The organism is Streptococcus sp. 2741, assembly GCF_013276315.1.
Classification (GTDB): Bacteria; Bacillota; Bacilli; order Lactobacillales; family Streptococcaceae; genus Streptococcus; species Streptococcus pseudopneumoniae.
Genome location: NZ_VMKU01000120.1, coordinates 1 through 23,045, shown reverse-complemented (window position 1 = coordinate 23,045; position 23,045 = coordinate 1). Strand labels below are relative to the sequence as shown.

The window sequence follows — 23,045 nt, the reverse complement described above, 5'->3', positions numbered from 1 at the left end:
GCTAGCCTCCAATCACACCTGAAATATCCTTGGTTTTCTTAAAGACACAGGCATTCCATTCCCCTTGAACCATGTGGGTTTCAAGGAAAAATCCAGCTGACTCAGCCGACTCGCGCACCATGTCCCACTTGTCCTTGATAATGCCACTCATGATGAGGTAGCCTTCATCCTTTACCAAGCGATAAGCATCCTCCGTCAGATGAATGAGAATATCCGCCAAGATATTAGCCACGATGACATCTGCTTCAATCTCAACTCCCTTAAGCAAGTCTCCTGCTGCTACATGGATATTTTCCATACCAGTGTTGAGCTCAATATTTTCCTGAGCCACACGAACCGCCACATCATCCAAGTCATAGGCGAAAATCTCCTTGGCACCTAGGAGTGAGCTTGCAATAGAAAGAACCCCTGAACCAGTCCCTACATCTAGCACTGTTTCGCCACCACGAAGAACCTGTTCCAAGGCAAAGAGGCTCATCTTGGTTGTTGGGTGGGTCCCTGTCCCAAAGGCCATACCAGGATCCAGCTTGATAATCTTTTCTCCTGCTGTTGCCTCATAGTCCGTCCATGACGGTACGATGGTCAGGTCATGGGTGATGCGTGCCGGTTCATAATACTTCTTCCAGTTGTCAGCCCAGTCTTCCTCAGCCAAGGCAGTCGTGCCCATCTTGACTTCTCCTAGGTCCATAAAGTCGGTCAATTCTGCCAGACGAGCCTGCAAATCCGCTTCAACTGCTGCTACATCAACCGTTTCAGGGTAGTAGGCGGTCACTACGATTTCTTCCTGTTGCTCCACCTCTGGGAAAATTTCACCGAATCGGTCCACATTTCCCACATAGTCCATGCTGTCTTCAATTGCTACCCCTTGCGCTCCCAGCTCAATCAAGAGATTGGAAACCAACTCCTCTCCCTCACGCTTCACTGTAACTTTTAACTCTTGCCATGTTTCCATTATTAAGATACCAAGCCCGTAAAACACAAAGCCAAAATAGGAAACTCTCTGAAGACGTTTGTGTCTAAGAGAAGTTTATCTTTTTGGCACAGTGTTTAGGGCGGGTTCAGTTTAGAAATGTAACTGAACCATCCTTTCTAATCACTTACTTTTAAATAATCTTTTAATCTCTCTTGCAACTGAGGCACAACTTGACTGGAACTAAGAAATTCCTCAACATTCATCAGCTGATAGCCCTGTCCTTCATCTCCGAAGATGATATTGTCAAATTGTTCTTGTCTTAGCTGACCAACCATAAAGACCGATTTCTTGCCTTTAAAAATTACGCTAGGATAAATCTTGCTCCAAAGCAGACAGTCTTCATCTAAATGAATTCCCAGTTCCTCATAAACTTCACGCCGAGCGCATTCAAAAGGGCTTTCGTCCCCTTCACGGCCACCACCTGGCAACTCCCACATGTTGGGACAAGGGATATCGTCCTTGTCATCACGCAAAATCGTCAGTAGCTTATCCCCACAAAAGAGGGCAATCTTGCAACCTTGGAAATCAGAAATTTCTAGTTCCATCTTCAGTTCCTTCTAACATTTCCTTTTCCAGCTCTGCTAACAAGTTTTCATAATAGCGTTTCTCGTCCCTCAACATTCGACTACTATCCATTTTCTGTCTAGCAATCTTGAGAGCCTTACGAGTTCGATCTACATCTTTCTTCACCTTTAATTGATACCAGGCTTGTATCACTTGAAGATTGGACAGTTTGAGAGACAGAAACGATTTGACCTGTCGAATACTAGCATATTGCTCCGCTTGCTCAAAATCTCCTTCCAACAAGGCGATATGAAGCAGGGATAGTTGGGCAACTGTCTGCATCATCGGAGTAGTTGTCCTCTCAAGTAATGCTTGAAACTGCTGTTTAGCTACTTCTTCCTTCCCTTCCAAAATGGAAACTTCACCTTGCATACCTAATACACCATCCGCAAAACTCCCTCGTGCATCCTCAGGAACTGCTTGAACAAAGTCTTTCAAATCATATTCTTGAGGAGCCAGCAAAGTTTGAGCAGAATGTCTCAATACCAGGTAGGCGTATTTGGTATTTTCAGGGTGTTGTAGTAATTCCCAAATTTTTGCTCCATCGGTGATGTCGACTGGCAAAATGTTATTTAGGAAGAAAGATAAATTAAGAAAAATCCAAGTCCCTGCAAAATACCAGCTTCTTGTCAAAAATCCAAACACTATCGCCAATAATATCAAGCCGAGATGAACCATCAAGCCTCCTGAAAGCATCAGGATGATTCTTTGATCGCTTTCATCCTCTTTTAAACCAATGTATTGAGCACCAACATTTTTCAGAATGGCTGTTCTACTAAGATGAAACCTGCCTGACTTTTTGGTCAAAATAAAATGTCCTAATCCAAAAGCCACCAGCCGATAGCCTGTCAAGTAGCCACAAAAAGCATGACCCAGTTCATGAAGAATAAAGATTAAATACATGCTTAGAAGAGCGAAGGCATAACCAAAAGTAAAGGCTAAAACTGCGGAATACCCCAACTCTGCAAATGCGATTGTTCCACAAGCAAAAGCTAGCATAATAAAGACAACAGCTAGCACATAAACCAAATAAGTCCCAATTTTCTTCATAACACCTCCAACCAACTCCTAGTATCTTGGATAAGGATAAAATTCTCCCTCTTCCAAGCCAACTTTTCCTTCTTCAAAGACTTCTTGATTCCATTCCATAACAAATTCCTCTGCTTCTGGATCTTCCAAAAAGTCCATGAGGGTATCTAGCCCAACCTCAGCAGTATCTTTAAGGAAAAGGGCAAAATAAGCTAAAAATTCACGGGAAAATCCTTTTTTAGGCAGGTAAGGAATAACAGTCAAATAGTCTTCCTCATTGACTGTTGACTTGGCAGGATTGTAGAAAAGGACCGCTTCCTCAAAAAGAATGTCATCTGATGAAACCTCTCCGTCTTCATCCACCATCTCCACACCTGCAGCATTTTGCGCTTCCAATAGAAAACTCACTTCTACCGCATGGTTGCGTTTGTCCCAGCTAATCTCAAAGTCAAAGGGAAAGTTCTTGTCCAACTCTTCCTCTAAAACATCTAAAAATCCGTATGTTGCCATTTTGTCCTCTTTCTATGCGACTCTTTAATCGCCCCGATTGCTCGGAAATATGCTAAAATAGATACTACCATCTTACCACAAAATTATTTTATGTCCTAATTATACCATATTACCTCATTTAAACCCTTGGTATCAGTGATTTTCTTAAAAGTCTGATTTCTTCATTTCTCATAAAAATCAATATAAAAAGCCCGCGAAAGGGCTAATAAATCTATAAAATCAATAGGCGAGTAACTAGCACAAGTGGACGTGCTTTTTTATTGACTATTACCACGATACCACGCTTAATCTTAGGCTTGAACTTTCTTATCTGCAATAGCGTCTGTCAAAGTCTGAGAAAAGTTAAGTCCCATTTCTCGTCCCAACTTATCTGCCCATTTTGGTATGGTCAAAGTCTTTTTAATGGGTTCCTGACTTCCTAGGTATTCTGATACATCAACAGATACCATAGAAATAAAAGATTTATCAAGGTCATAGGTTGACACGAAATCTTCATCATCTTTAAAAGGATCATTATCAATTAAAGACAAGCTATTGATATCTGATGGCTGAGGTAACTCTCCATCACTCTCTATCAAATCTGCAACAGTTATCCCTAGCCACTCCGACCCCATAGCCAAAGCCTCAGAAATCCCCTCTCCTTGTGTAGCTGAGTATTCAAAATCTGGGAAATGGACAAAATAAGTCGCTTCTGTTCCGTCTGTGTCGTCATAATAAAATAAAGCTGGATACGTAACTAACATTTCACTACCTCCATATCAAAAAGCAGGGGCTGAATTTTACAACCCAGCTTGCTTTCTTATCCCTCTTTCAGTGTACTTATTCAGCTCACCATGAAGGATTGTGATAGGTCTTTCCCCTTGCTTCTCGATTTTAATATGGGAGCCTTTACCGCCTCTAGTCTTTATCCAACCATGGGCCGTAAGGAGTTTAACCATCTCTTTTTGTGTCATAGGCATAGCGCTTTTACCTCCTGACAACACCATTATAACACGTGTTACACGTATTGTAAAGGAGTGATACTTATTATTCTATTATACATAAAAACCCTTAGATGTGGTTCTAAGGGAAGCCAATTTATTCATACCTATTTTTCTAATGAGTAGTAAAAACTGCTTCTTTATCGAGCAATTCATCATCTGTATAGTCAATTGTAAAAGTATCTCGATCTAAGACAGATTGAGGCGGAGTTGAATGAATCATAGGAACACTGCGTACTCTATATTTTTTATCTCCAATTTTTACAAACTGATACTCTTCGAAAATCTCTTCAAACCACGTCAACGTCGCCTTACCGTACTCAAGTACAGCCTGCGGCTAGTTTCCTAGTTTGCTCTTTGATTTTCATTGAGTATGATTAACTCTCAAGTATTCAAAATCAGGATTTTCAACAGTTATTACAAGGAGGCGATTTACTACTTCAAAAACATCAATTATTCTATTTTTCATATTTTTTCAACCCATTATTAGAATGAACTTCTTGGTAAGCAAAATCAAGTTTAGATTTAATGTTTTCGTACAAATCTAAACTTGATTTTGGAGTATCTTCCCGGAAGAAAAGTTTTCTTTTCCCTGAAATAACTTGATCACTAAGAATCCAATGACGAATTTGTTTTGTAAAAATCAAAATTTCCTGACTTGGTAGTTCCATCATTTCCATTGCTTATCACCTCTCTTTTCATTATAGTTCATACAATGACATTCAGCAATATTATTTCTCAAGTCAGCACTTCCACTTCTTTAGGCTCAACTATCCTATTTTGAGCTTTAAAGAAAATCAAATCTCTCATGCTGATACCTCTCCTCATTAAATTAAATAGTAAAAAAGATTCTATCTCACTCCCTGATTATTACAAAACCATTGAAATATCACAACTAATAGGCTAGAATGGATATAGTAGATCAGTCATTCTACTCAAATCCACGCTAGAAAGGACTGCTATGCCAGACAATCTCGCGCTTCGCATGCGCCCTAAAACCATCGACCAGGTCATCGGTCAGGAGCATCTGGTCGGACCTGGAAAAATCATCCGCCGCATGGTGGAAGCCAACCGCCTGTCCTCCATGATTCTATATGGCCCTCCGGGAATCGGCAAAACCAGTATTGCCTCTGCCATCGCTGGAACGACCAAGTATGCCTTTCGAACTTTCAATGCGACAGTTGATAGTAAAAAGCGACTGCAAGAAATCTCGGAAGAAGCTAAATTTTCTGGTGGTCTCGTCCTATTGCTAGACGAAATTCATCGACTAGATAAGACCAAGCAAGACTTCCTCTTGCCTCTCTTGGAAAGTGGACTGGTCATCATGATTGGAGCAACGACTGAAAATCCTTTCTTCTCTGTCACTCCTGCCATTCGTAGCCGTGTTCAAATTTTCGAGTTGGAACCTCTGTCTAACCAAGACGTCAAAGAGGCCCTGCAGATAGCTCTAAGTAACCCTGAACGTGGTTTTGATTTTCCAATAGAACTAGATGAGGATGCGCTGGATTTCATCGCAACCTCTACAAACGGAGACCTTCGCTCTGCCTTTAACTCACTGGACTTGGCTGTTCTCTCTACCCCTGAGAATGACAAGGGCATTCGCCACATCACCTTAGACATCATGGAAAATAGTCTTCAGAGAAGCTACATCACTATGGACAAGGATGGAGACGGTCACTATGATGTTCTATCTGCCCTGCAAAAGTCTATCCGTGGCTCAGATGTGGATGCCAGTCTCCACTATGCTGCCCGCTTGATTGAGGCTGGGGATCTGCCTAGTCTCGCTCGTCGCTTGACTGTTATCGCCTATGAAGATATTGGCTTAGCCAATCCTGAGGCCCAGATTCATACCGTGACTGCTCTGGATGCTGCCCAGAAGATTGGGGTCCCAGAAGCCCGCATTCTCATTGCCAATGTCGTGATTGATTTGGCCCTTTCTCCAAAATCCAACTCAGCCTATGTAGCTATGGATAAGGCACTTGCTGACCTCAAAACATCAGGGCACTTGCCTATTCCGCGACACCTGCGTGATGGGCACTACAGTGGAAGCAAGGAACTTGGCAATGCCCAAGACTATCTCTATCCACACAACTATCCTGGAAATTGGGTCAAGCAAGACTATCTGCCAGAAAAAATTCGTAATCATCACTATTTCCAAGCAGAAGATACTGGTAAATATGAACGGGCCTTGGCTCAAAGAAAGGAAGCTATCGACCGTTTGCGAAAAATCTGAAATCCTTTTCAAAAAATTGCACTTTCCTCTTGATTTTTTTTGAAAAAGTGGTATCATATAAGTATAGAAACGCTGTGGTGTACGACTTCACACTTAAGTGTTGACCGACTATTTTTTGTATTATTAGGGAAACAAAAGTCTTCTAACAGCATGTAGGCCGTCTCACACGGAAACAGCTTCAGTTAGAGTGAGTTGCCCACCTGCTTAATTGCGCGGGTTCAATACAAACCGTGAAGTTTCGGCACCAATACAGCTTTTTTCTTTGCCTCCTTAGCTCAGCTGGCAGAGCAGCGGACTCTTAATCCGTGGGTCACAGGTTCGATCCCTGTAGGGGGCATCTACATACAACAGGAAAAGCCTTGGAACCAAGGTTTTTTTTTTGCTTAAATAAAATTTTTTTCAAATTCTTTAGAAAACTAGTTTAAATCATAATCCAACACCAATTTTACAAATACCATAAACTAAGCTTATATACCCAAAACACAAAAAGTCCTCTTTCCACTATTTTAGAAAGAGAACTTTTTCTTTAGGAGAAATAACTTTATTTTTAATCGATTCGTGATAGCTCAGCTGGCACTGTTAAGTAATAAGTTGCAGTCAAGCTTGCTTTGCCTTGATTAACAAAAATCTCGATGGAATTTTTATCTAAAATAACATCCAATTCTTTAGCTTCAATATCTACATACCGTCGGCTTGTATCCTGTTCTTCTTCACCTAGAATTTTTTGAACAAGATGGCTACGATCAATGTAAACTTGCTGCGCATTACTGACATAACCAAATTCAAGATAATCTGTATCATTTCCTAAGCGGTAATGACAATCTTTATCTATTTGGATTTGATATTGGCCTTTTTTAACAGGGAATTGTCTTAGTTTGCCATCTTCCAATCTTAGAATTCTAGGTAAAGTCATGGCACATGCCCATTTGTGTTCTTGGTCATGGGTTGGAAGGGTACGCCCCCATGTCTGCATCCAAGCAATCAGGATACGACGATTTTGATCGTCCAACAATGTTTGAGGCGCATAGAAGTCTTGGCCATGATCAATTTCTTGAACTGATTCTGGGATAAAACGTTTTTCTCCCCAATCTACCTTACCCGTGAACAAAACCGATGAGTTGATGTTATGATATGAGTCTCCCTCACGCTGATAACGCATGGGTGACATAATAAGGCAATCTTTCCCCTCTAACTCGAAGTAATCTGGGCATTCCCACATGAAGCCTTGGTGTTCTACCCCTTTTAAAAAGATGGATTCGAACTGCCATTCTACTAGGTTATCGGACCCTAGTAGAACGATACAGCCCACATTATCCTTGTGTTTGGCAGCTACTACGGAGTAATAGCGTCCATCTTTTTCAAAGAGTTTTGGATCACGAAAATCAGCAGCAATCAACTCATCTGGCAAGTCTGCTCCAGTTGCAACTGGATTTTGTTCAATCTTTTCAAAGTGAATCCCGTCGTCTGAAAATGCTATATTTTGCACTTGACGAACACCTGTTTCTTCTTCGATATGCCCAGTATACATGAGCCAGAGGCGATCATCCTTGACAATGGCAGAACCTGAGAAACATCCATTGCGGTCATAATCTTGGTCAGGAGCAAGTGCCACCGGCAAGTGCTCCCAAGTCATCAAGTCCTTACTTTTAGCATGTCCCCAGTGCATAGGCCCCCAAACACTATCATAAGGATAGAATTGATAAAAGAGATGGTATTCTCCACGAAAATAGACAAATCCATTTGGATCATTGATCCAACCAATCTCAGCTGAAAAATGTTCTTCAGGCTTATATTGAGTATTTACGAGATGTTTATTTTCTGCTATAAAACGATTGGCTTTTTCTACTGTGTATTTCTTATCTCCCATAATCAACCTCTAGTTTTTGTTTGCTTGGTATTGGTCGTAGTATTTTTGTTTAATAGCGAGGTAATCTGAAAGTCCGTATTTTTCAAGTTCTTTCTTGTAATCATCCCACTCAGCATCAATATTGCCATTTACAATCCATTCAGCGCGCTTGCGGTAGATATAGTCATTCATATCTGCCTCGATGTGGGCAATCTTATCCAGATCTTCCTGTGTCATAAAGACTCTTGGATAGTTATTGTCATTGCTCATGTAAGGAACATAATATTCTTTGATAAGATCCAAACGCCATTTGGCATCATCTGGCATAGTTGTCACTTTACCATAGTATGAATCTAGGATAGCTAGTGGTCCTCCTACTTCAGTCTTTTGACGAAGTTCTGCTGGTGCAGTTCCGTTTAGTGGTAAGTGTTTGAGGCTGTTAGTTGCTTGGTCAAATTCAAAGATATTTTGTTGCTTGTCATCTCCGTAAGTTCCCCAGTTATTTTGCACAGATTGGAGTGGAGCGTATTGTGCATCAATCCATTTAGCTGTCAATTCTAGGTTTTTGTTTACACTGGTAATAACCATCTTGTCACGTGCAAATCCCATACCGTTTGTACGAGCTACGTGTTTTTGACCACTTGGTCCAGCAAGTACTGGTAAAACATCATAACTTTCGTTACTTCCAGTAACATTATTCTTATCCCATGTAAAGTAAACACCAAATTTCTGATCATGACCTTTAGCAATGTAACTATTCCAATCATGTTCAAAAGCTTCTTTATCAATCAAGCCTTTTTCTTGCAATTGACGGATAAATTTGACACCTTCTTTATAGTTATCGTTATCTGCTGTGAAATCAACTTTGCCATCATTTCCTACTACTAAATGATCATCGTTATCCCCTATACCAAATGCAGCAAATAGGAATTTAAAATCTTCGTTTCCGTTACCACTAATAAATGAAAATGGAATTTCATCAGCCTCTCCATTTCCATTTGGATCCCCGTTTTTGAAAGCTTCTAGGACTTTAATCAAATCATCAGTAGTTTTTGGCATTTCAAGACCAAGTTTCTTAAGCCAATCTTTGTTAATCCAAGCCATATCGTTGACGCTTTGAATAGACTCTTTACCATCTCCAAGCTCTTCAATCCATGGGAATGAGTAAATGTGCCCATCAGGTGCTGTCATCAAGGCCTTGTACTCTGGTTTCTCATCCAAAATTTTCTTAAGATTTGGCATGTATTTATCAATCAAATCTTCAACTGGAATAATAACACCTTTTTTAGCCCAGTTCATCAAGTCCACATCTGAAGCTCCGTCGTTGTGGATAGCATCTGGTAAATCACCACTAGAAATATCCAAGTTACGTTTTTCTGCAAAGTCGGATTGGTAGTTGGTCCAGTCAATATGAACGCCAGTTTCCTTCTCCAAACGTTGCAAAATTAACTTTTCATTTGGGTCTTTAGGAGATAACGGTGAACTGGCTGTCATAAACTTCAATGTTTTCTTTTCTTGAAGCGGGAATGTTACACCTTCCAACTTATAATCTGGACTTGAAGCTGTATTTTTTGAGCCACAGGCTGCAAGTACTGCTAAACTAGCTGTCAACAAAACTGCTGATTTTGAGAATGTTTTGAATTTCATGAGAAAACTCCTTTTATTTTTTCTTTTTTTATCCTTTAAGTGAACCAGCCATAATTCCTTTATCAAAGTATTTTTGGAAGAATGGATACATAACAATCAATGGCAAGCTGGAAATGACAATAGTTGCGTATTTAATCAATTCAGCTAAACGTTTCATTTCATTCATAGCCGCTTGTGCTCCAATCATGTCTTGACCTGGTTGGCTCTGAATGAGAATTTTACGAAGTACTAGTTGCAATGGTTCCAAGTTTGGATCCTTGATATAAATCATTGCATCAAAGTATGAGTTCCACTGGCCGACAAAAGCATAGAGGAAGAGAACAAACATAATTGGTTTTGCAAGAGGAAGCATGATTTTGAAGAAAATCTGTAAATCATTTGCACCATCAATGACCGCTGCTTCAACTAATTCTTCAGGCAATCCTTGGAAATAAGCCCTAGCAAGAATAATATTCCAAACATTGACAGCACCTGGAACAATGATAGCCCATGGAGTATTCAGCATGCCCAAATCTTTTACCAGCAAGTAAGTTGGGACTAAACCACCACCAAAGAACATGGTTACAATCAAGAAGTAGTTAATCCAACGGCGCCCTACCAAGTCTTTCTTAGAAAGAGGATAAGCTGTAAACACAGATAGCAAGACTGTTAAAGCCGCAAAGCCAAAAGAGTATAGTAGAGAATTGATAAAACCTCTTAGAATAGATTGGTCACTGAATACACGCTGGTAACCTTCTACCGTCCAATCGGCTGGATTAAAGCTAATCCCTCTACTAACCAGAACCTTAGGATCCATAAAGGATGCTACGACGATATAAAGTAAAGGAAGTAAGGTTATCAAAACGATAAAGACAATAATGATTTTATTTAAGAGTAAGATACGTCTATCAAATTTTGTATCCATAATCGAATTTTTCATGCTTCCCTCCTTAAATTCCTTCACCATTATTCACGCGTTTAACGATTTGGTTAACCGCGACTAGCAATACTACGTTAATCACTGCATTAAACAAACCAACCGCTGTTGAGTAAGAATAGTCTCCTGATACAAGACCAACTTTATAGACATATGTAGAGATAATTTCAGAAGTTGGCAAGTTCAACGATGTCTGCATCAGGAATGCTTTTTCATATCCGACATTCATGATTCCACCTGCAGCTAAAACAAATTGGATAACCATAATAGGCTTAAGAGCTGGAATATCAATGTGCCAGATTCGTTGGAAGATATTGGCTCCATCCAGTCGTGCTGCTTCTACTAAGGCTGGATCTACATTTACCAACGTTGCCGTGTAGAGCGTTGAAGCCCACCCCATTCCTTGCCAGATACCACTAAAGATGTATAAAGGTCTAAAGAAGTCTGGATTTGTCAAGAAGTCAGCCTTCATTCCAAACATAGAGAGAAAATTGTTAATTGATCCTCCCACTGAAAAGAAAAGGAAAATCATACCAACGATAACAACGACTGAGATAAAGTTTGGTGCGTATAAAATGAGCTGAATTCGTTTTTTAACTTTTTCACTCAAGAGTTGATTGAGCATAATAGCAAGAATGATTGGTGGTAAAAAGCCAAGCAATAAACCATAGATACTTAATTTTAAAGTATTGGCTAACAAGATACCAAAGTTGGGAGAGGATATGAATTTTGTAAACTCAGAAAAACCAATCCAATCACTCCCTAAAATTCCTTTTAAGGGATTGTAATCTTTAAATGCGATTAAAACCCCGTACATAGGAATGTATTTAAAGATAAAGGTTAAAACTAAACCAGGGACAGTCATCAATAACAAGAGTTTTTGTTTCTTGATTCTTTCCCAAAGAGAAACTTGCTTCGCTTTGCTATTCATAGCAACCTCCTTTTTTGAAACGTTTCATTTTTGGTCGAAAAAGATAACGCTTGGCGCTGTCTATTTGTTTTGTTTTTGAAACGTTTCATTTTTGTTTTAAAAAAATAAATCTTTTTTTATCTGAATTCATTCTAACATTGTTAGCGTTTTCTGTCAAGACTTATTTTCATTTTTTGTTGTTTTTCCTTCAACAAATTTCACTGGTAGGATTGTCTGCAAATTAACAGTCTTTCCATCAATAATATCAAACAAAATCCGAACCGCTTCTTTTGCCATTTCTTCCAATGGTTGTTCAATAGTTGAAAGTAGATAATCTCTATCTCCAGCCATTTTAATTCCATCGTATCCAATAATTTGGACATCATGAGGAATACGTTTACCATTTTTTTCTAGTATATCAATAACATCTAAAGCTGCAAAGTCGTTAATTGTAAAAATTCCATCTATAGAATGATTGTCTTCCAAGAAACTCTCTAGCTTTCCATGATAGTCAGTAACTGTCTCATCCAAATCAAAAATACTAAGAGGTATTTTATGCTCTTGGACATACTTTTCAAAGGAAATTCTACGACGTTTGGTTTCATTAATGGTTGTATTATGTCCGCCCACAAAGGCTAAATGCTGACATCCTTTACTAATTAATTGTTTAGCTGCTTCTCTTCCACCTGCATCATTATCTGATGAAACACAAGGAATGGCAATATCTGAGTATGTGCGGTCAATACTAACAAAGGGAATTCCTGACGTCAAGTAATGTTCAATTGGACTATAGGTAATGGCAACCACTCCATCAACTTTATTATGACGCAACATCTCCAGATAGTCTTGCTCTCTATTTGTACCATTGATAGAACATAAGAGTAATTTGTTATTTCTCTTATAGACTTCATTTTCCACATGCATAGCAAATTCTGAAAAGAAGGGATGCCAGATACTTGGTACAATGATTGCAATCGTTTCTGTTCGATTTTTTTTCATTCCTCTAGCATAGTAATCTGGAATGTAATTCAAAGTTTTAATCGCTTGCTCCACTTTTTTCAAGGTTACTTCTTTAATGCCTTTTTCTTTATTAATCACACGTGAAACTGTTCCAACACTAACTCCTGCTTCTAAAGCAACATCTTTCATGGTAATTGATTTTCTTTGTTCTACCATCTTATCACCTCCTTTCAATATATAGTATCATGCAAACGCTTTTTTAGCAACTATTTCTCAATCATTTTTGTCCAGACCCTTTTTCCCATCATGAATAAAATCACTCCAATCGGCTTTCTAAAATCCCATCAATTTCATATATAGGAATCTACCAACCACAGGAAAAGACTTTGTTTGCTTTCTATCTCCTCTTTTTCATAATATATTTCCGTACAGGTGCTTCAACCATTTGAACGATTTCAAATCCTTCTTTTTGGTAAAGATTCTGAGCTCTTTGATTTGCTTCGAGGACATTTAAAGAAATACTGTCTATATCTTCATTTTCAAAGGCCAAACTAACAAATTTCCTTAAAGCCTGCCTACCTAAGCCCTGCCCCTGTTTCTGGGGGTTGATAAAGAATCTTCCAATATGAAGATTGCTGTCTTCTAGCCTGATTTTCTGGATAAGCCCGACAAACTCGTGTCCATCAAAGATTGAAAAGACTCCTTCCAAGTCTTGCAAGGCTTGAAGGGTCAGTGGAAAAGGAATCCTTGGTCCCATCCATTGTTCTTGAAAGGATTTGCCAAGGGAGTTGGACCATTGGCATACGAGCTGAGCGTTTTCTGTGCTCACCTTTTCTTCAAAACGAATTATCATCTTGACCTCACCATCTTATCTATGTCTCTCCATTATACTACTTCTCCTATTTTTTACGAATAGATAAGTATGATTGATATTTATTTTTTTCTTGTCGGGAGTATTCTCGCTTCCTTTCTTGGTTTGGTCATTGACCGTTTTCCAGAGCAATCCATTATCAGTCCAGCCAGTCACTGCGATTCCTGTCAGACTCGCTTGCGTCCCTTAGATTTGATTCCGATTCTCTCACAGGTCTTCAATCGCTTTTGCTGTCGCTACTGCAAGGTCCGCTATCCTGTCTGGTATGCCCTCTTTGAACTAGGCTTAGGACTCCTCTTTCTGCTTTACTCTTGGGAATTACTTTCCTTGAGTCAAGTCATCCTAATCACTGCTGGTTTGACCTTGGGCATCTACGACTTTCGCCATCAGGAATATCCCTTACTGGTCTGGATGACTTTCCACCTAATCCTAATAGCTTCCTCTGGCTGGAATCTGGTCATGATCTCCTTCCTCATACTTGGAATTTTGGCTCATTTTATCGATATCCGCATGGGTGCAGGGGATTTCCTTTTTTTAGCTTCTTGCGCTCTCGTCTTTAGCGCAACAGAATTGCTCATCTTGATTCAGTTTGCTTCTGCAACGGGGATTCTAGCCTTTCTCCTGCAAAAGAAAAAGGAAAGACTTCCTTTCGTGCCTTTCCTCTTACTCGCTGCTTGTGTGATTATTTTTGGTAAGCTACTGCTTGTTTGATAAAGTCCAATTTCTGCCATATGTCCTTCATGAAATTATTTCACAGTTGAATTATAAATTATTTCTTTTGTACAAAGGAATGATGTTATCAAATCGATCTGTTCTTTTATCTTCTTGATACTGATCAAAAAATTTCATTTCGACTGAAAATATTTCGCTTATAAACTGTAAACGAATACTTTGTTTAGACATTATAGTCGCTAGACTGACCAGATGATTACTCAAAACGACGTCCAGAATACTCTTTACTTTGCTTGGCTTTTTAACAAAAATTTGATCATCCAGAGGTTCAATAATTTTGTAACCTTTTTGCGCAATTTGACGATAAAAGTAAGAATGTTGCTTTGGAGTCAATAATCCTAATTTAAAAGCTCGATACTCTAAAGCCTGTATCGAAACATTCAAATCCGACTTCAATAAAATATAACTATCCGGATTGCTGACACGCTTGCCAACCCTCTCTTCAAATTTGACTAAAAACTCTTCTTTTGGCAATAAAAAACATGATGCAAAATAATTTGCTTCTTGCTCCAAACGATCGCCATCTTCATTCATATCTTTATATTTGTGTAAAAGAATATGTCCTAGCTCATGAGCTAAATCAAAATTTCGACGTACAGATGATTTATTCGTTCCCAGCACAATATAAGGTCTTCCCAATTTTGACCATGCGCTATAAGCATCAGCTTGGCCATTAATTAATCGTTCAACGATATAGATTCCTGAACGTTCTAATTTATAAAGCAAATCATGATTATCTTTTGAAATACCTAATTTTTCCCTGGCATAAAGAGCCAATTCCTCAATGGATTCTCCCTTATGATAAGATTCACTCACTACATTACTTAGGTCATGAATTGTAATATTAGGTATAATTACAAAACTTTCAAAATAATCAATCAAACTATCTACCTTATGTAAATACATAGTTTGAATATCTATTGTTTTCCGTGTTGCTAGGTCTGCATTTCTAAAGGCAATTACAGAAGAATCAAATCGAATACTTTCTTCTTCTTGTTCAAAATAAGTTAAATCAACATGAAATTGGTTGGCCAAATGCATTTTGGTTGATAATTTAGGTTTCGTTTCGTTGGACTCAAACTGCCAAATGGCTTGTTCCGTTAAATCAATTCTCTGAGCCAATTCTGCTCTACTTAAACCATTTAACAGCCGTAATTCTTTCAATACCCGACCATTAAACATTTACATACTCCTTACTACTTTTGACCTTCTTGTTTTTCTATTCTTGGAATAATTTCAAAATCTTCTGTTTCCGATAATTCTGAAAAATTAGGAATATTTTGATATTTAGCTTCTTCAAAATGGTACGAACTTGATTGAATATACTCAGACAAATCCTGAATCAAGTGTAACTGACCAGTTCGTGCATCAGGCATAACAACATCTACAGATATAATATTGTTTTCTGAGTCCGCCTCATAAGTTAAAATCATAAATTTTTCGATATTCGAATTTTTGGTAGCTTGTTCAATTTCTTGAATCATTTCATCAGAAACTAACTCCATCTGAATTGGAAAAGAATGACTATCTTCATCATTTTTGTAGGAAGAATGTTGATTAAGATAAAGTGTATTCATCCGAGCATATTCAAATAAGTAGCCACTCTTATTTTTTTGTACCAAAGGAAATTGGCTCGTAAGTCGCTTCTTACCCTTTATAATTAACAATACTTTCCCATATTTTTCTGTATTTGTTTCAAATTCTAAATATCCCCAAGTCTGTCCTGCTAATTGTAATTTATACTCAAACAAATCTGCTGATGCAAATGCATTATCAATATGATTAGGTCGCGTCCATGCATAACCATTCGACACTTTCATTGTCTCTCTTTTTTCTAGACGTTCATCTACATAATCTTTTTGCCCTTTCATCAAAGTATCTACAATTTTTTGTGCCTCAAGCGAATCAAAGAGATCCTGATTCAACATAATTCTTCCTCCTCCGAATACTTTTTAATGAATTATATCATTTTCTTAAAGAAATTACTACAATAATTAGCTTTTTCTTAAAGTTATATATTAGAGTAATTTAGCAAATGATATCTAAAACCAGCTTTTCTCCTGCAAAAGAAAAAGGAAAGACTTCCTTTTGTGCCTTTCCTCTTACTTGCTGCTTGTGTGATTATTTTTGGTAAGCTACTGCTTGTTTGATAAAGTCCTGAATCGGCTCTCCTTGGTGGAGGGCTTTTACAATTTTCGAACCGACAATAACACCATCCGATACCGCATTGAAGCGTTCTACATCAGCTTGACTAGATACGCCAAATCCTGTCAAGACTGGGATATCGGCCACTTGATGAAGTTGTGCCAAGTGCTTGTCCAAATCTGCGCGGTAATTGCCTGATTTCCCTGTCACCCCATTGATGGCAACCGCATAGACGAATCCTTCTGCCCCATCAATCAACTCTTTCTGACGCTCAAGCCCTGTCGTCAAACTAACTAGAGGAATCAAGGCGATGTCTGTATCTGCCAAAAATGGTTCTACAAAGTTGGCATGCTCATGAGGCAGGTCTGGGATAATCAAGCCCTTAACCGCTGTATCTGCCAAATCTTTGACAAAGTTCTCCACACCGTACTGAAAGAGGGGGTTGAAGTAGGTCATAATGACCAGTGGAATCTCTGTTTCAATGGTTTTCAAGGTTTCAACCAAAGCCTGGGTAGAGGTCCCGTGGGCTAGACTGCGCAAGCCAGCTTCTTCGATAACAGGTCCATCTGCAACAGGGTCTGAAAAGGGAATGCCCACTTCAATGGCAGAGACACCCAAATCTTCTAAAAAGTGGATTGTTTCAGCAAGACCGTCCAAACCTTTCTCATGGTCTCCAGCCATGATATAGGGAACAAAAATTCCTTTTCCAGCTGCTTTGATAGCATTTAATTTTTCTGTTAATGTCTTAGGCATGAGCTTCTCCCTTCTTTGCTGCATCTGCTTCCAAGCGGTCCTTGACTTGAACCACATCCTTGTCCCCACGACCCGATAGGCAGACAATCATGGATTTGTCTGGTCCAAGTTCTTTGGCCAATTTCACCGCAAAGGCAATGGCATGGCTAGATTCCAAGGCTGGGATAATCCCTTCCACACGAGACAAGAGTTGGAATCCTTCCAAGGCTTCCTCGTCCGTCACAGGAACATAGCTAGCACGTTTAATATCGTGGTAGTGAGAATGTTCTGGACCGATACCAGGATAGTCCAAACCTGCTGAGATAGAGAAGGCTTCAAGAATTTGACCATGGGCATCTTGGAGCACATCCATGAGGGAACCGTGAAGGACACCTGGACGACCCTTGGTCAAGGTAGCTGCGTGGTGCTCTGTATCCACACCAAGTCCAGCCGCTTCAGCTCCATACATAGCTACAGACTCATCTTCTACAAAGGGATGGAAGAGCCCAATAGCATTAGATCCACCACCAACACAGGCTACTAGGGCATCGGGCAGATTTTGACCTGTCATATCGCGATACTGTTGTTTAGCTTCGCGACCGATGACACTTTGGAAGTCACGAACGATTTCTGGAAATGGATGAGGCCCCAAGGCAGAACCAAGGATATAGTGGGTATCGTCGATATTAGCCACCCATGAACGAAGGGCTGCATTGACCGCATCCTTGAGCACGCGCGAACCATCTGTTACAGCCTCGACCTTGGCTCCCAAAAGCTCCATGCGGAAGACATTGAGGGCTTGGCGTTTGACATCTTCCTCACCCATGTAGATGGTACATTCCATGTTAAAGAGGGCCGCAGCAGTTGCAGTTGCCACACCGTGCTGACCAGCACCCGTTTCTGCGATAATTTTCTTTTTACCCATGCGTTTGGCAAGCCAAACTTGTCCTAAGGCATTGTTAATCTTGTGGGCTCCTGTATGGTTAAGGTCTTCCCGTTTGAGATAAATCTTGGCTCCGCCGATATGCTGGGTCAAGTTTTTTGCGTAATAAAGAGGAGTTTCACGTCCTACGTACTGGCGCAAAAGCTGGTTTAATTCCTCTTGGAAACTTGGGTCTGCCTGACTTTCACGGTAGGCCTTCTCCAACTCCAAAACTGCTGTCATCAATATTTCTGGGACAAAACGTCCGCCGAATTTTCCGTAAAATCCATCTTTATTTGGTTCCTGATATGCCATGCTTTACCCTCTCTATAAATCTTCTAATCTTTTCATGATCTTTTTGTCCATCTGTCTCCACTCCGCTTGATACATCTACTGCATAGGGAGTAAAGTGTTGAATTGCTTTTACTACATTGTCTTCATTAAGCCCACCTGCGATAAAGAAAGACTGAGTTAATCCAGTCGTATCCAGTTGAGCCCAGTCAAAGGTCTGGCCACTTCCTGCCACAGGGGCATCAAAGAGTAGATAATCTGCCTGAGAATTGGGGACATGCCCATTTCCATCTACCTGCACAGCCTGAATACTGGCACAAGGCAAATTCTCAAATAAATCATCTGCCACCTGACCGTGAACTTGAACCAAGTCCAAGCCAACTTTGTCAATCGCTTCTAGCAGTTCTGCCCGACTTGGTGAAACAAATACACCAACCTTTTTCACATCCGCAGGAATAAGCTTTGCCAGCACAGCTGCCTCTTCTAAAGTCACCTGTCTTTTACTAGGTGCAAAGACAAAACCGATATAATCGGCTCCTGCTGAAACGGCTGTTTCCACCGCTTCTTTGGTCGATAGTCCACAAATTTTAACCTTTGTCAATCTGCAACTCCTTGGTTCTCTGGGCTACATCTTCTGCCTGCATGAGAGCTGTCCCTACTAAAATTCCGTTAAAGTATGGCGCTAGTCGTTCCGCATCCTGCCCTGTGAAAATAGCAGATTCAGAAATGTAATAACGTCCTTCCTTAAAGTGTTGGGACAAGTCTACACTGGTCTGCAAGTCGACTTCAAAGGTAGTCAAATTGCGATTATTGACCCCGATAATCTGGGCACCAAGTCTGTGAGCCACTTCTAGTTCAGCTAGATTGTGGGTTTCCACTAAGACTTCCAGACCAAGTTCCGTCGCGTAGTCATAAAGTTCCTTAAGACGTTCTTCTGACAAGGCTGCCACAATGAGCAAGATGACTGTCGCACCTGCATTGCGAGCGCGGATGATTTGCTTTTCATCGATGATAAAGTCCTTGTTGAGCGTCGGAATGTTTACCTGACTGGAAATCTCCCTTAGATAATCCAAATGACCTTTAAAGAAAACCTCATCTGTCAAAACAGAAATCATCACTGCACCATTTGCTTCATAAGTCTGGGACTGTTGCACAATATCCACATCGAGATTGATATCTCCCAAACTAGGGCTAGCTTTCTTGACCTCAGCGATTACCTGCAAGCGGTCCTGATGATTCTTCAAAAATTCTGCCAAGCGATAGGTCTGGCGCAGAGGCTGGATTTGCTCCAGCTTCATCTGCTCCACCTCACGCGCCTTCTGCTCTAAGATTCGTGCTAAAAATTCCTGACTCATTTTTGGTACTCCTGTAACAGTCTGAGTTTTTCAAGGGCCTTGCCTCTAGCAATCACTTGACGGGCCAAGGCAACTCCTTCCTTGATGCTATCAATCTTACCATTAGCATAGAAACCAAGACCAGCATTCAAGACTGTCGTTTCCAAGAATGGACTTGCTTCGTTTTTCAGAACGCTGAGCAAAATTTCTGCATTTTCCTGAGCATTCCCACCACGAATATCTTCCATAGCATAGCCTTCCATTCCCAAATCCTCTGGAGTAAAGCTTGACAAACTGATTTCGCCATTTTCAAGAAGTGCAATCTTGGTTGTTCCGTTCAAGCCAGCTTCATCCAACCCTTCTGGTCCAGCAACCACGATGGCACGTTTGCGACCCATATTTTTCAAAACCTGAGCTGTACTTTCTAGGAGTTCTGGACGACTAATTCCAAGAAGCTGTGTTTCTAAAGCCATTGGATGAATCAGTGGACCAGTCAAATTCATAATCGTTGGAATTCCCAATTCCAAACGAGCTGGCATGATGTATTTCATAGCTGGGTGCATATTTTTAGCGAAGAGAAAGACGATTCCAGTTTTATCAAAGACCTTACCTAGTTCAGCTGGTTTGAGGTCAAGATTGATTCCCAAGGCTTCGAGGACATCTGCGGAGCCAGATTTAGAAGAAATCGAGCGGTTACCATGCTTGGCCATGTGAATACCGCCACCAGCCAAGACAAAGGCTGCAGTTGTGGAAATATTAAAACTGAAAGACTTGTCCCCACCTGTACCACAGTTGTCCATGGCATCATGAATCTCAGTTGGAATATGCTGGGCATGTCCTCTCATGACTTGGGCAATGGCTGTGCGTTCTTCAGGTGTTTCCCCCTTCATCTTAAGAGCTAAGAGGAGAGAAGCAATCTGCGCTTCAGTTACACGCCCAGTTACGATACGCTCAATGACATCCATCATTTCCACACCTGATAAATTTTCAAATTTTGCTAGTTTTTCAATAATCTCTTTCATCCTAGTTTCCTCACTTTACAACCTTCTCGATAAAATTCCGAATAGAAGACAAGCCGTCTGGCGTTCCAATGCTCTCTGGATGGTACTGGAAGCCATAAATCGGTAGGTTTTTATGTTGAATCCCCATGATGGCTTGGTCATCAGTCGAACGAGCTGTCACTTCAAAGTCTTCTGGCATTTCCTCAATCAAAATACTGTGATAACGCATGACCGCACGGCCATCCTCAATACCTTGATACAAAACAGATGGCGCTTCAAAGTTGATATTGCTCTGTTTCCCATGCATGACTTTTGGAGCCAAACCTAGCTTACCACCAAAGACTTCTGCAATGGCTTGGTGACCCAAACAAATCCCTAGAATCGGCTTCTTGCCTGCAAAATCACAAATCATGTCTTCCATCTTTCCAGCATCAACTGGCCAACCAGGACCAGGAGAAAAGACCAGACCATCTGCTTTTTCAGCTTCTTCATACAGCTTGGAATCATCATTTCTCAGAACCTGAACTTCTGCAAAATTCCCAATGTATTGGGCCAAGTTATAGGTAAAAGAATCATAGTTGTCAATCAATAAAATCATGGTCTTAGTTCTCCAATTCTAGTCATAGATTTTGCTTTGTTAATGGTTTCTTGGTATTCGTTTTGGGCGATAGAGTCGTAGACAATCCCTGCCCCAGCCTGCACATAGGCTCTTTGATTTTTGAGAATCATGGTTCGGATGGCAATGGCCAAATCCATATCACCCGTCGCAGACAAGTAGCCGATTGCTCCCGCGTATACGCCCCGTTTTTCTGTTTCCAGTTCATAGATGCGTCTCATAGCTCGAATCTTTGGTGCTCCAGAAACTGTTCCAGCAGGAAGTGTTGATTTCAAGGCATCCATAGCAGTGAGTTCTGGAAGCAAACGTCCCTTGACCACGCTGGTCAAATGCATAACATAGCGGAAGAGCTCCACCTTCATATACTTAGTAACTTGGACACTGGCCGTTTCAGAGATGCGGCCAATATCGTTACGCCCCAAGTCTACCAACATTCGATGTTCTGCTGTTTCCTTCTCATCAGAGAGGAGGTCAGTCGCCAAGGTCTTGTCTTCTTCATCCGTAGCCCCTCTTGGTCGCGTCCCTGCAATCGGATTGGTTGTCACGATGCCATTTTTGACAGAAACTAAACTTTCTGGACTAGCTCCGATGATTTGATAATCCCCAAAATCATAGAAATAAAGGTAATTAGAAGGATTAGTCACGCGGAGATTTCTGTAGAAGTCAAATGGATTTCCAGTAACTTCTGCTGAGAAACGCTGGCTGAGTACACATTGGAACATATCTCCGTTACGAATCAAGTCACGAGCTGTTTCTACCATTCCCTCAAACTTATGTGGAGCGATATGCGGTTTGAAGTCTAACGGAGATAGATCCAAGTCTTCAAATTCATTTGGAGCAGGAATGCGTAATTCCTCAAGCACTTGGTTCAAGGATTTTTCCAAGGCCTCTTGACTGCGCTCACTATAGAGAGCATCCTCGATGACATGAATTTTTTCCTTCTTGTGGTCAAAGACAATGTAACTCTCATAGACGAAGAAATGCATGTCTGGCGTTCCAATTGTATCTTCAGGAATTTGACCAATTTCTTCATAAAGCGAAATCATATCGTAACCAACAAAACCAATAGCTCCACCACCAAAAGGGAGCTCTGAATGGTGCTGGCTCTTATGAGTCACTTCATAAAGGAAATCCAAGGGATCCTGATCAATCATTTTCCCATTTTGATAAAGGACTCCATTTTCAAACTTAATCTCAAAAACTGGATTATAGGCTAGGATAGAAAAACGAGCTGTTTCCTTGTCTCTCGGAATACTCTCTAAGATAACCTTGTGTTGCCCCTTTAAGCGCATATATGCCAAGATTGGTGATAAGACATCTCCATGAATGATTCGTTCCATTGTAATTTCCCTTTCAGTTCTAATTCTAGTTCGTGGCGACTGTATGAAAAATCCCCACGCAAAATAACTTGCGTGAGGACGAAATTCGCGGTGCCACCTCAATTATAGGATTTCTCCTATCTCTCATTCCTGTCTCAGATATCTCCTGTAACAGGCTGTGCGATAAAGGGCACTCCCTTAAGAATGATGTTTTCTTCTCTCGTTTCAGATGAACCCAACTTTACAGCTTTCTCTACTTGTTTTCAGCAACCACAAGCTCTCTGTGAGAGAAAAGACTGTAATTTTTCCATCTATTATTTTTTAGCTTCTAGGTAATCTGCAATCGCAGCTAGGTCCTTGTCTCCACGACCAGAGACATTGATGAAGAGGTGTTCATCTCGGTACACCTTTATACTCTTCGAAAATCTCTTCAAACTGCGTCAACGTCGCCTTGCCGTAGGTATGGTTACTGACTTCGTCAGTTCTATCTGCAACCTCAAAACAGTGTTTTGAG

At 40.4% G+C, this 23,045-nt stretch carries 25 protein-coding genes, 1 tRNA gene and 1 pseudogene; 4 read left to right on the top strand and 23 right to left on the bottom strand.

Annotation, left to right across the window (positions count from 1 at the left end; genetic code table 11):
- Nucleotide 1: 1 nt before the first annotated feature.
- The 8 genes from prmA to HT671_RS09980 all read right to left on the bottom strand — a co-directional run bounded on the left by prmA (nucleotide 2) and on the right by HT671_RS09980 (nucleotide 4,736).
- Complete coding sequence (prmA, locus tag HT671_RS10015) at nucleotides 2–952, bottom strand: 50S ribosomal protein L11 methyltransferase (protein WP_000451162.1); 951 nt, start codon at nucleotides 950–952, stop codon at nucleotides 2–4.
- A gap of 137 nt (nucleotides 953–1,089) precedes the next feature.
- Nucleotides 1,090–1,518 carry an NUDIX hydrolase gene (locus HT671_RS10010; RefSeq protein WP_000418168.1) on the bottom strand — a complete coding sequence of 143 codons (429 nt, stop codon included), beginning with the start codon at nucleotides 1,516–1,518 and terminating at the stop codon, nucleotides 1,090–1,092.
- Nucleotides 1,499–2,587 (bottom strand): site-2 protease family protein, encoded by a 1,089-nt coding sequence (locus HT671_RS10005; RefSeq protein ID WP_000719722.1) that lies wholly within the window; start codon nucleotides 2,585–2,587, stop codon nucleotides 1,499–1,501. The genes HT671_RS10010 and HT671_RS10005 overlap by 20 nt, the downstream gene beginning before the upstream one ends.
- 18 nt (nucleotides 2,588–2,605) lie before the next feature.
- A complete protein-coding gene (locus HT671_RS10000) occupies nucleotides 2,606–3,076 on the bottom strand; it encodes a DUF3013 family protein (protein ID WP_000257101.1) in 471 nt (156 codons plus the stop codon).
- Nucleotides 3,077–3,366: 290 nt separating this feature from the next.
- Complete coding sequence (locus HT671_RS09995; RefSeq protein ID WP_000961810.1) at nucleotides 3,367–3,819, bottom strand: type II toxin-antitoxin system HicB family antitoxin; 453 nt, start codon at nucleotides 3,817–3,819, stop codon at nucleotides 3,367–3,369.
- 36 nt (nucleotides 3,820–3,855) lie between these two features.
- On the bottom strand, nucleotides 3,856–4,035 hold the full coding sequence (locus HT671_RS09990) for a type II toxin-antitoxin system HicA family toxin (protein ID WP_001132281.1): 180 nt from the start codon (nucleotides 4,033–4,035) through the stop codon (nucleotides 3,856–3,858).
- 136 nt (nucleotides 4,036–4,171) lie between these two features.
- Nucleotides 4,172–4,360 carry a hypothetical protein gene (locus tag HT671_RS09985; protein ID WP_001862821.1) on the bottom strand — a complete coding sequence of 63 codons (189 nt, stop codon included), beginning with the start codon at nucleotides 4,358–4,360 and terminating at the stop codon, nucleotides 4,172–4,174.
- Nucleotides 4,361–4,514: 154 nt separating this feature from the next.
- Nucleotides 4,515–4,736 carry a hypothetical protein gene (locus HT671_RS09980; protein WP_050110796.1) on the bottom strand — a complete coding sequence of 74 codons (222 nt, stop codon included), beginning with the start codon at nucleotides 4,734–4,736 and terminating at the stop codon, nucleotides 4,515–4,517.
- A 281-nt stretch (nucleotides 4,737–5,017) separates the two neighbouring features.
- Between HT671_RS09980 and HT671_RS09975 the strand changes: the two genes are divergently transcribed.
- The gene (locus HT671_RS09975; RefSeq protein WP_138703370.1) at nucleotides 5,018–6,289 is read left to right on the top strand and encodes a replication-associated recombination protein A; all 1,272 of its coding nucleotides are present in this window, start codon (nucleotides 5,018–5,020) and stop codon (nucleotides 6,287–6,289) included.
- A 264-nt stretch (nucleotides 6,290–6,553) separates the two neighbouring features.
- A tRNA-Lys gene (locus tag HT671_RS09970) sits at nucleotides 6,554–6,626 on the top strand.
- A gap of 210 nt (nucleotides 6,627–6,836) precedes the next feature.
- On the opposite strand, the gene HT671_RS09965 is transcribed toward HT671_RS09970, so the two are convergent.
- The 6 genes from HT671_RS09965 to HT671_RS09940 all read right to left on the bottom strand — a co-directional run bounded on the left by HT671_RS09965 (nucleotide 6,837) and on the right by HT671_RS09940 (nucleotide 13,421).
- Entirely contained in the window at nucleotides 6,837–8,156 is a 1,320-nt protein-coding gene (locus tag HT671_RS09965) for a glycoside hydrolase family 32 protein (protein ID WP_000502536.1), read from the bottom strand.
- A 9-nt stretch (nucleotides 8,157–8,165) separates the two neighbouring features.
- Nucleotides 8,166–9,782 carry an ABC transporter substrate-binding protein gene (locus HT671_RS09960; protein ID WP_000669750.1) on the bottom strand — a complete coding sequence of 539 codons (1,617 nt, stop codon included), beginning with the start codon at nucleotides 9,780–9,782 and terminating at the stop codon, nucleotides 8,166–8,168.
- 28 nt (nucleotides 9,783–9,810) lie between these two features.
- Nucleotides 9,811–10,701: a carbohydrate ABC transporter permease gene (locus HT671_RS09955; RefSeq protein ID WP_000797956.1), complete on the bottom strand. Its 891-nt coding sequence runs from the start codon at nucleotides 10,699–10,701 to the stop codon at nucleotides 9,811–9,813.
- A 10-nt stretch (nucleotides 10,702–10,711) separates the two neighbouring features.
- Complete coding sequence (locus tag HT671_RS09950; RefSeq protein WP_138703371.1) at nucleotides 10,712–11,629, bottom strand: sugar ABC transporter permease; 918 nt, start codon at nucleotides 11,627–11,629, stop codon at nucleotides 10,712–10,714.
- A 153-nt stretch (nucleotides 11,630–11,782) separates the two neighbouring features.
- Nucleotides 11,783–12,784, bottom strand: a complete 1,002-nt coding sequence (locus HT671_RS09945; protein WP_000230199.1) for a LacI family DNA-binding transcriptional regulator — start codon at nucleotides 12,782–12,784, stop codon at nucleotides 11,783–11,785.
- Nucleotides 12,785–12,965: 181 nt separating this feature from the next.
- Nucleotides 12,966–13,421: a GNAT family N-acetyltransferase gene (locus HT671_RS09940; RefSeq protein WP_000586773.1), complete on the bottom strand. Its 456-nt coding sequence runs from the start codon at nucleotides 13,419–13,421 to the stop codon at nucleotides 12,966–12,968.
- Between the two features lie 69 nt (nucleotides 13,422–13,490).
- On the opposite strand from HT671_RS09940, the gene HT671_RS09935 reads away from it, so the two are divergent.
- A complete protein-coding gene (locus HT671_RS09935) occupies nucleotides 13,491–14,150 on the top strand; it encodes an A24 family peptidase (RefSeq protein WP_000565602.1) in 660 nt (219 codons plus the stop codon).
- A 51-nt stretch (nucleotides 14,151–14,201) separates the two neighbouring features.
- Here the strand turns inward: HT671_RS09935 and HT671_RS09930 are convergent, their stop codons facing one another.
- Both HT671_RS09930 and HT671_RS09925 read right to left on the bottom strand, forming a co-directional pair.
- A complete protein-coding gene (locus tag HT671_RS09930; RefSeq protein ID WP_138703373.1) occupies nucleotides 14,202–15,353 on the bottom strand; it encodes an XRE family transcriptional regulator in 1,152 nt (383 codons plus the stop codon).
- A 14-nt stretch (nucleotides 15,354–15,367) separates the two neighbouring features.
- Nucleotides 15,368–16,099 (bottom strand): hypothetical protein, encoded by a 732-nt coding sequence (locus tag HT671_RS09925; RefSeq protein ID WP_023940758.1) that lies wholly within the window; start codon nucleotides 16,097–16,099, stop codon nucleotides 15,368–15,370.
- A gap of 123 nt (nucleotides 16,100–16,222) precedes the next feature.
- On the opposite strand from HT671_RS09925, the pseudogene HT671_RS09920 reads away from it, so the two are divergent.
- A pseudogene (locus HT671_RS09920) lies at nucleotides 16,223–16,321 on the top strand (prepilin peptidase); the annotation flags it as partial.
- Here the strand turns inward: HT671_RS09920 and trpA are convergent.
- Genes trpA through trpE form a run of 7 tightly spaced genes read right to left on the bottom strand, consistent with a single transcriptional unit; the run spans nucleotide 16,293 to nucleotide 22,552 of the window.
- Nucleotides 16,293–17,069: a tryptophan synthase subunit alpha gene (gene trpA / locus HT671_RS09915; protein WP_138703374.1), complete on the bottom strand. Its 777-nt coding sequence runs from the start codon at nucleotides 17,067–17,069 to the stop codon at nucleotides 16,293–16,295. The pseudogene HT671_RS09920 and the gene trpA overlap by 29 nt on opposite strands.
- Complete coding sequence (gene trpB / locus HT671_RS09910; protein WP_023940760.1) at nucleotides 17,062–18,285, bottom strand: tryptophan synthase subunit beta; 1,224 nt, start codon at nucleotides 18,283–18,285, stop codon at nucleotides 17,062–17,064. The genes trpA and trpB overlap by 8 nt, the downstream gene beginning before the upstream one ends.
- The gene (locus HT671_RS09905) at nucleotides 18,263–18,862 is read right to left on the bottom strand and encodes a phosphoribosylanthranilate isomerase (protein ID WP_000169908.1); all 600 of its coding nucleotides are present in this window, start codon (nucleotides 18,860–18,862) and stop codon (nucleotides 18,263–18,265) included. The genes trpB and HT671_RS09905 overlap by 23 nt, the downstream gene beginning before the upstream one ends.
- The gene (trpC, locus tag HT671_RS09900; RefSeq protein WP_172923150.1) at nucleotides 18,849–19,616 is read right to left on the bottom strand and encodes an indole-3-glycerol phosphate synthase TrpC; all 768 of its coding nucleotides are present in this window, start codon (nucleotides 19,614–19,616) and stop codon (nucleotides 18,849–18,851) included. Before trpC ends, HT671_RS09905 begins: the two co-directional genes overlap by 14 nt.
- Nucleotides 19,613–20,617: an anthranilate phosphoribosyltransferase gene (gene trpD / locus HT671_RS09895; protein ID WP_050207425.1), complete on the bottom strand. Its 1,005-nt coding sequence runs from the start codon at nucleotides 20,615–20,617 to the stop codon at nucleotides 19,613–19,615. Before trpD ends, trpC begins: the two co-directional genes overlap by 4 nt.
- A gap of 10 nt (nucleotides 20,618–20,627) precedes the next feature.
- The gene (locus tag HT671_RS09890; protein WP_000601921.1) at nucleotides 20,628–21,194 is read right to left on the bottom strand and encodes an aminodeoxychorismate/anthranilate synthase component II; all 567 of its coding nucleotides are present in this window, start codon (nucleotides 21,192–21,194) and stop codon (nucleotides 20,628–20,630) included.
- On the bottom strand, nucleotides 21,191–22,552 hold the full coding sequence (gene trpE / locus HT671_RS09885) for an anthranilate synthase component I (protein ID WP_000439608.1): 1,362 nt from the start codon (nucleotides 22,550–22,552) through the stop codon (nucleotides 21,191–21,193). The genes HT671_RS09890 and trpE overlap by 4 nt, the downstream gene beginning before the upstream one ends.
- Nucleotides 22,553–23,045 lie beyond the last annotated feature (493 nt).

What these genes read in the sequence shown, in the direction of transcription:
- prmA (WP_000451162.1), bottom strand. Translation starts at nt 952, where the DNA reads ATGGAAACATGGCAAGAGTTAAAAGTTACAGTGAAGCGTGAGGGAGAG.
- HT671_RS10010 (WP_000418168.1), bottom strand. Translation starts at nt 1,518, where the DNA reads ATGGAACTAGAAATTTCTGATTTCCAAGGTTGCAAGATTGCCCTCTTT.
- HT671_RS10005 (WP_000719722.1), bottom strand. Translation starts at nt 2,587, where the DNA reads ATGAAGAAAATTGGGACTTATTTGGTTTATGTGCTAGCTGTTGTCTTT.
- HT671_RS10000 (WP_000257101.1), bottom strand. Translation starts at nt 3,076, where the DNA reads ATGGCAACATACGGATTTTTAGATGTTTTAGAGGAAGAGTTGGACAAG.
- HT671_RS09995 (WP_000961810.1), bottom strand. Translation starts at nt 3,819, where the DNA reads ATGTTAGTTACGTATCCAGCTTTATTTTATTATGACGACACAGACGGA.
- HT671_RS09990 (WP_001132281.1), bottom strand. Translation starts at nt 4,035, where the DNA reads ATGCCTATGACACAAAAAGAGATGGTTAAACTCCTTACGGCCCATGGT.
- HT671_RS09980 (WP_050110796.1), bottom strand. Translation starts at nt 4,736, where the DNA reads ATGGAAATGATGGAACTACCAAGTCAGGAAATTTTGATTTTTACAAAA.
- HT671_RS09975 (WP_138703370.1), top strand. Translation starts at nt 5,018, where the DNA reads ATGCCAGACAATCTCGCGCTTCGCATGCGCCCTAAAACCATCGACCAG.
- HT671_RS09965 (WP_000502536.1), bottom strand. Translation starts at nt 8,156, where the DNA reads ATGGGAGATAAGAAATACACAGTAGAAAAAGCCAATCGTTTTATAGCA.
- HT671_RS09960 (WP_000669750.1), bottom strand. Translation starts at nt 9,782, where the DNA reads ATGAAATTCAAAACATTCTCAAAATCAGCAGTTTTGTTGACAGCTAGT.
- HT671_RS09955 (WP_000797956.1), bottom strand. Translation starts at nt 10,701, where the DNA reads ATGAAAAATTCGATTATGGATACAAAATTTGATAGACGTATCTTACTC.
- HT671_RS09950 (WP_138703371.1), bottom strand. Translation starts at nt 11,629, where the DNA reads ATGAATAGCAAAGCGAAGCAAGTTTCTCTTTGGGAAAGAATCAAGAAA.
- HT671_RS09945 (WP_000230199.1), bottom strand. Translation starts at nt 12,784, where the DNA reads ATGGTAGAACAAAGAAAATCAATTACCATGAAAGATGTTGCTTTAGAA.
- HT671_RS09940 (WP_000586773.1), bottom strand. Translation starts at nt 13,421, where the DNA reads ATGATAATTCGTTTTGAAGAAAAGGTGAGCACAGAAAACGCTCAGCTC.
- HT671_RS09935 (WP_000565602.1), top strand. Translation starts at nt 13,491, where the DNA reads ATGATTGATATTTATTTTTTTCTTGTCGGGAGTATTCTCGCTTCCTTT.
- HT671_RS09930 (WP_138703373.1), bottom strand. Translation starts at nt 15,353, where the DNA reads ATGTTTAATGGTCGGGTATTGAAAGAATTACGGCTGTTAAATGGTTTA.
- HT671_RS09925 (WP_023940758.1), bottom strand. Translation starts at nt 16,099, where the DNA reads ATGTTGAATCAGGATCTCTTTGATTCGCTTGAGGCACAAAAAATTGTA.
- trpA (WP_138703374.1), bottom strand. Translation starts at nt 17,069, where the DNA reads ATGCCTAAGACATTAACAGAAAAATTAAATGCTATCAAAGCAGCTGGA.
- trpB (WP_023940760.1), bottom strand. Translation starts at nt 18,285, where the DNA reads ATGGCATATCAGGAACCAAATAAAGATGGATTTTACGGAAAATTCGGC.
- trpC (WP_172923150.1), bottom strand. Translation starts at nt 19,616, where the DNA reads ATGAGTCAGGAATTTTTAGCACGAATCTTAGAGCAGAAGGCGCGTGAG.
- trpD (WP_050207425.1), bottom strand. Translation starts at nt 20,617, where the DNA reads ATGAAAGAGATTATTGAAAAACTAGCAAAATTTGAAAATTTATCAGGT.
- HT671_RS09890 (WP_000601921.1), bottom strand. Translation starts at nt 21,194, where the DNA reads ATGATTTTATTGATTGACAACTATGATTCTTTTACCTATAACTTGGCC.
- trpE (WP_000439608.1), bottom strand. Translation starts at nt 22,552, where the DNA reads ATGGAACGAATCATTCATGGAGATGTCTTATCACCAATCTTGGCATAT.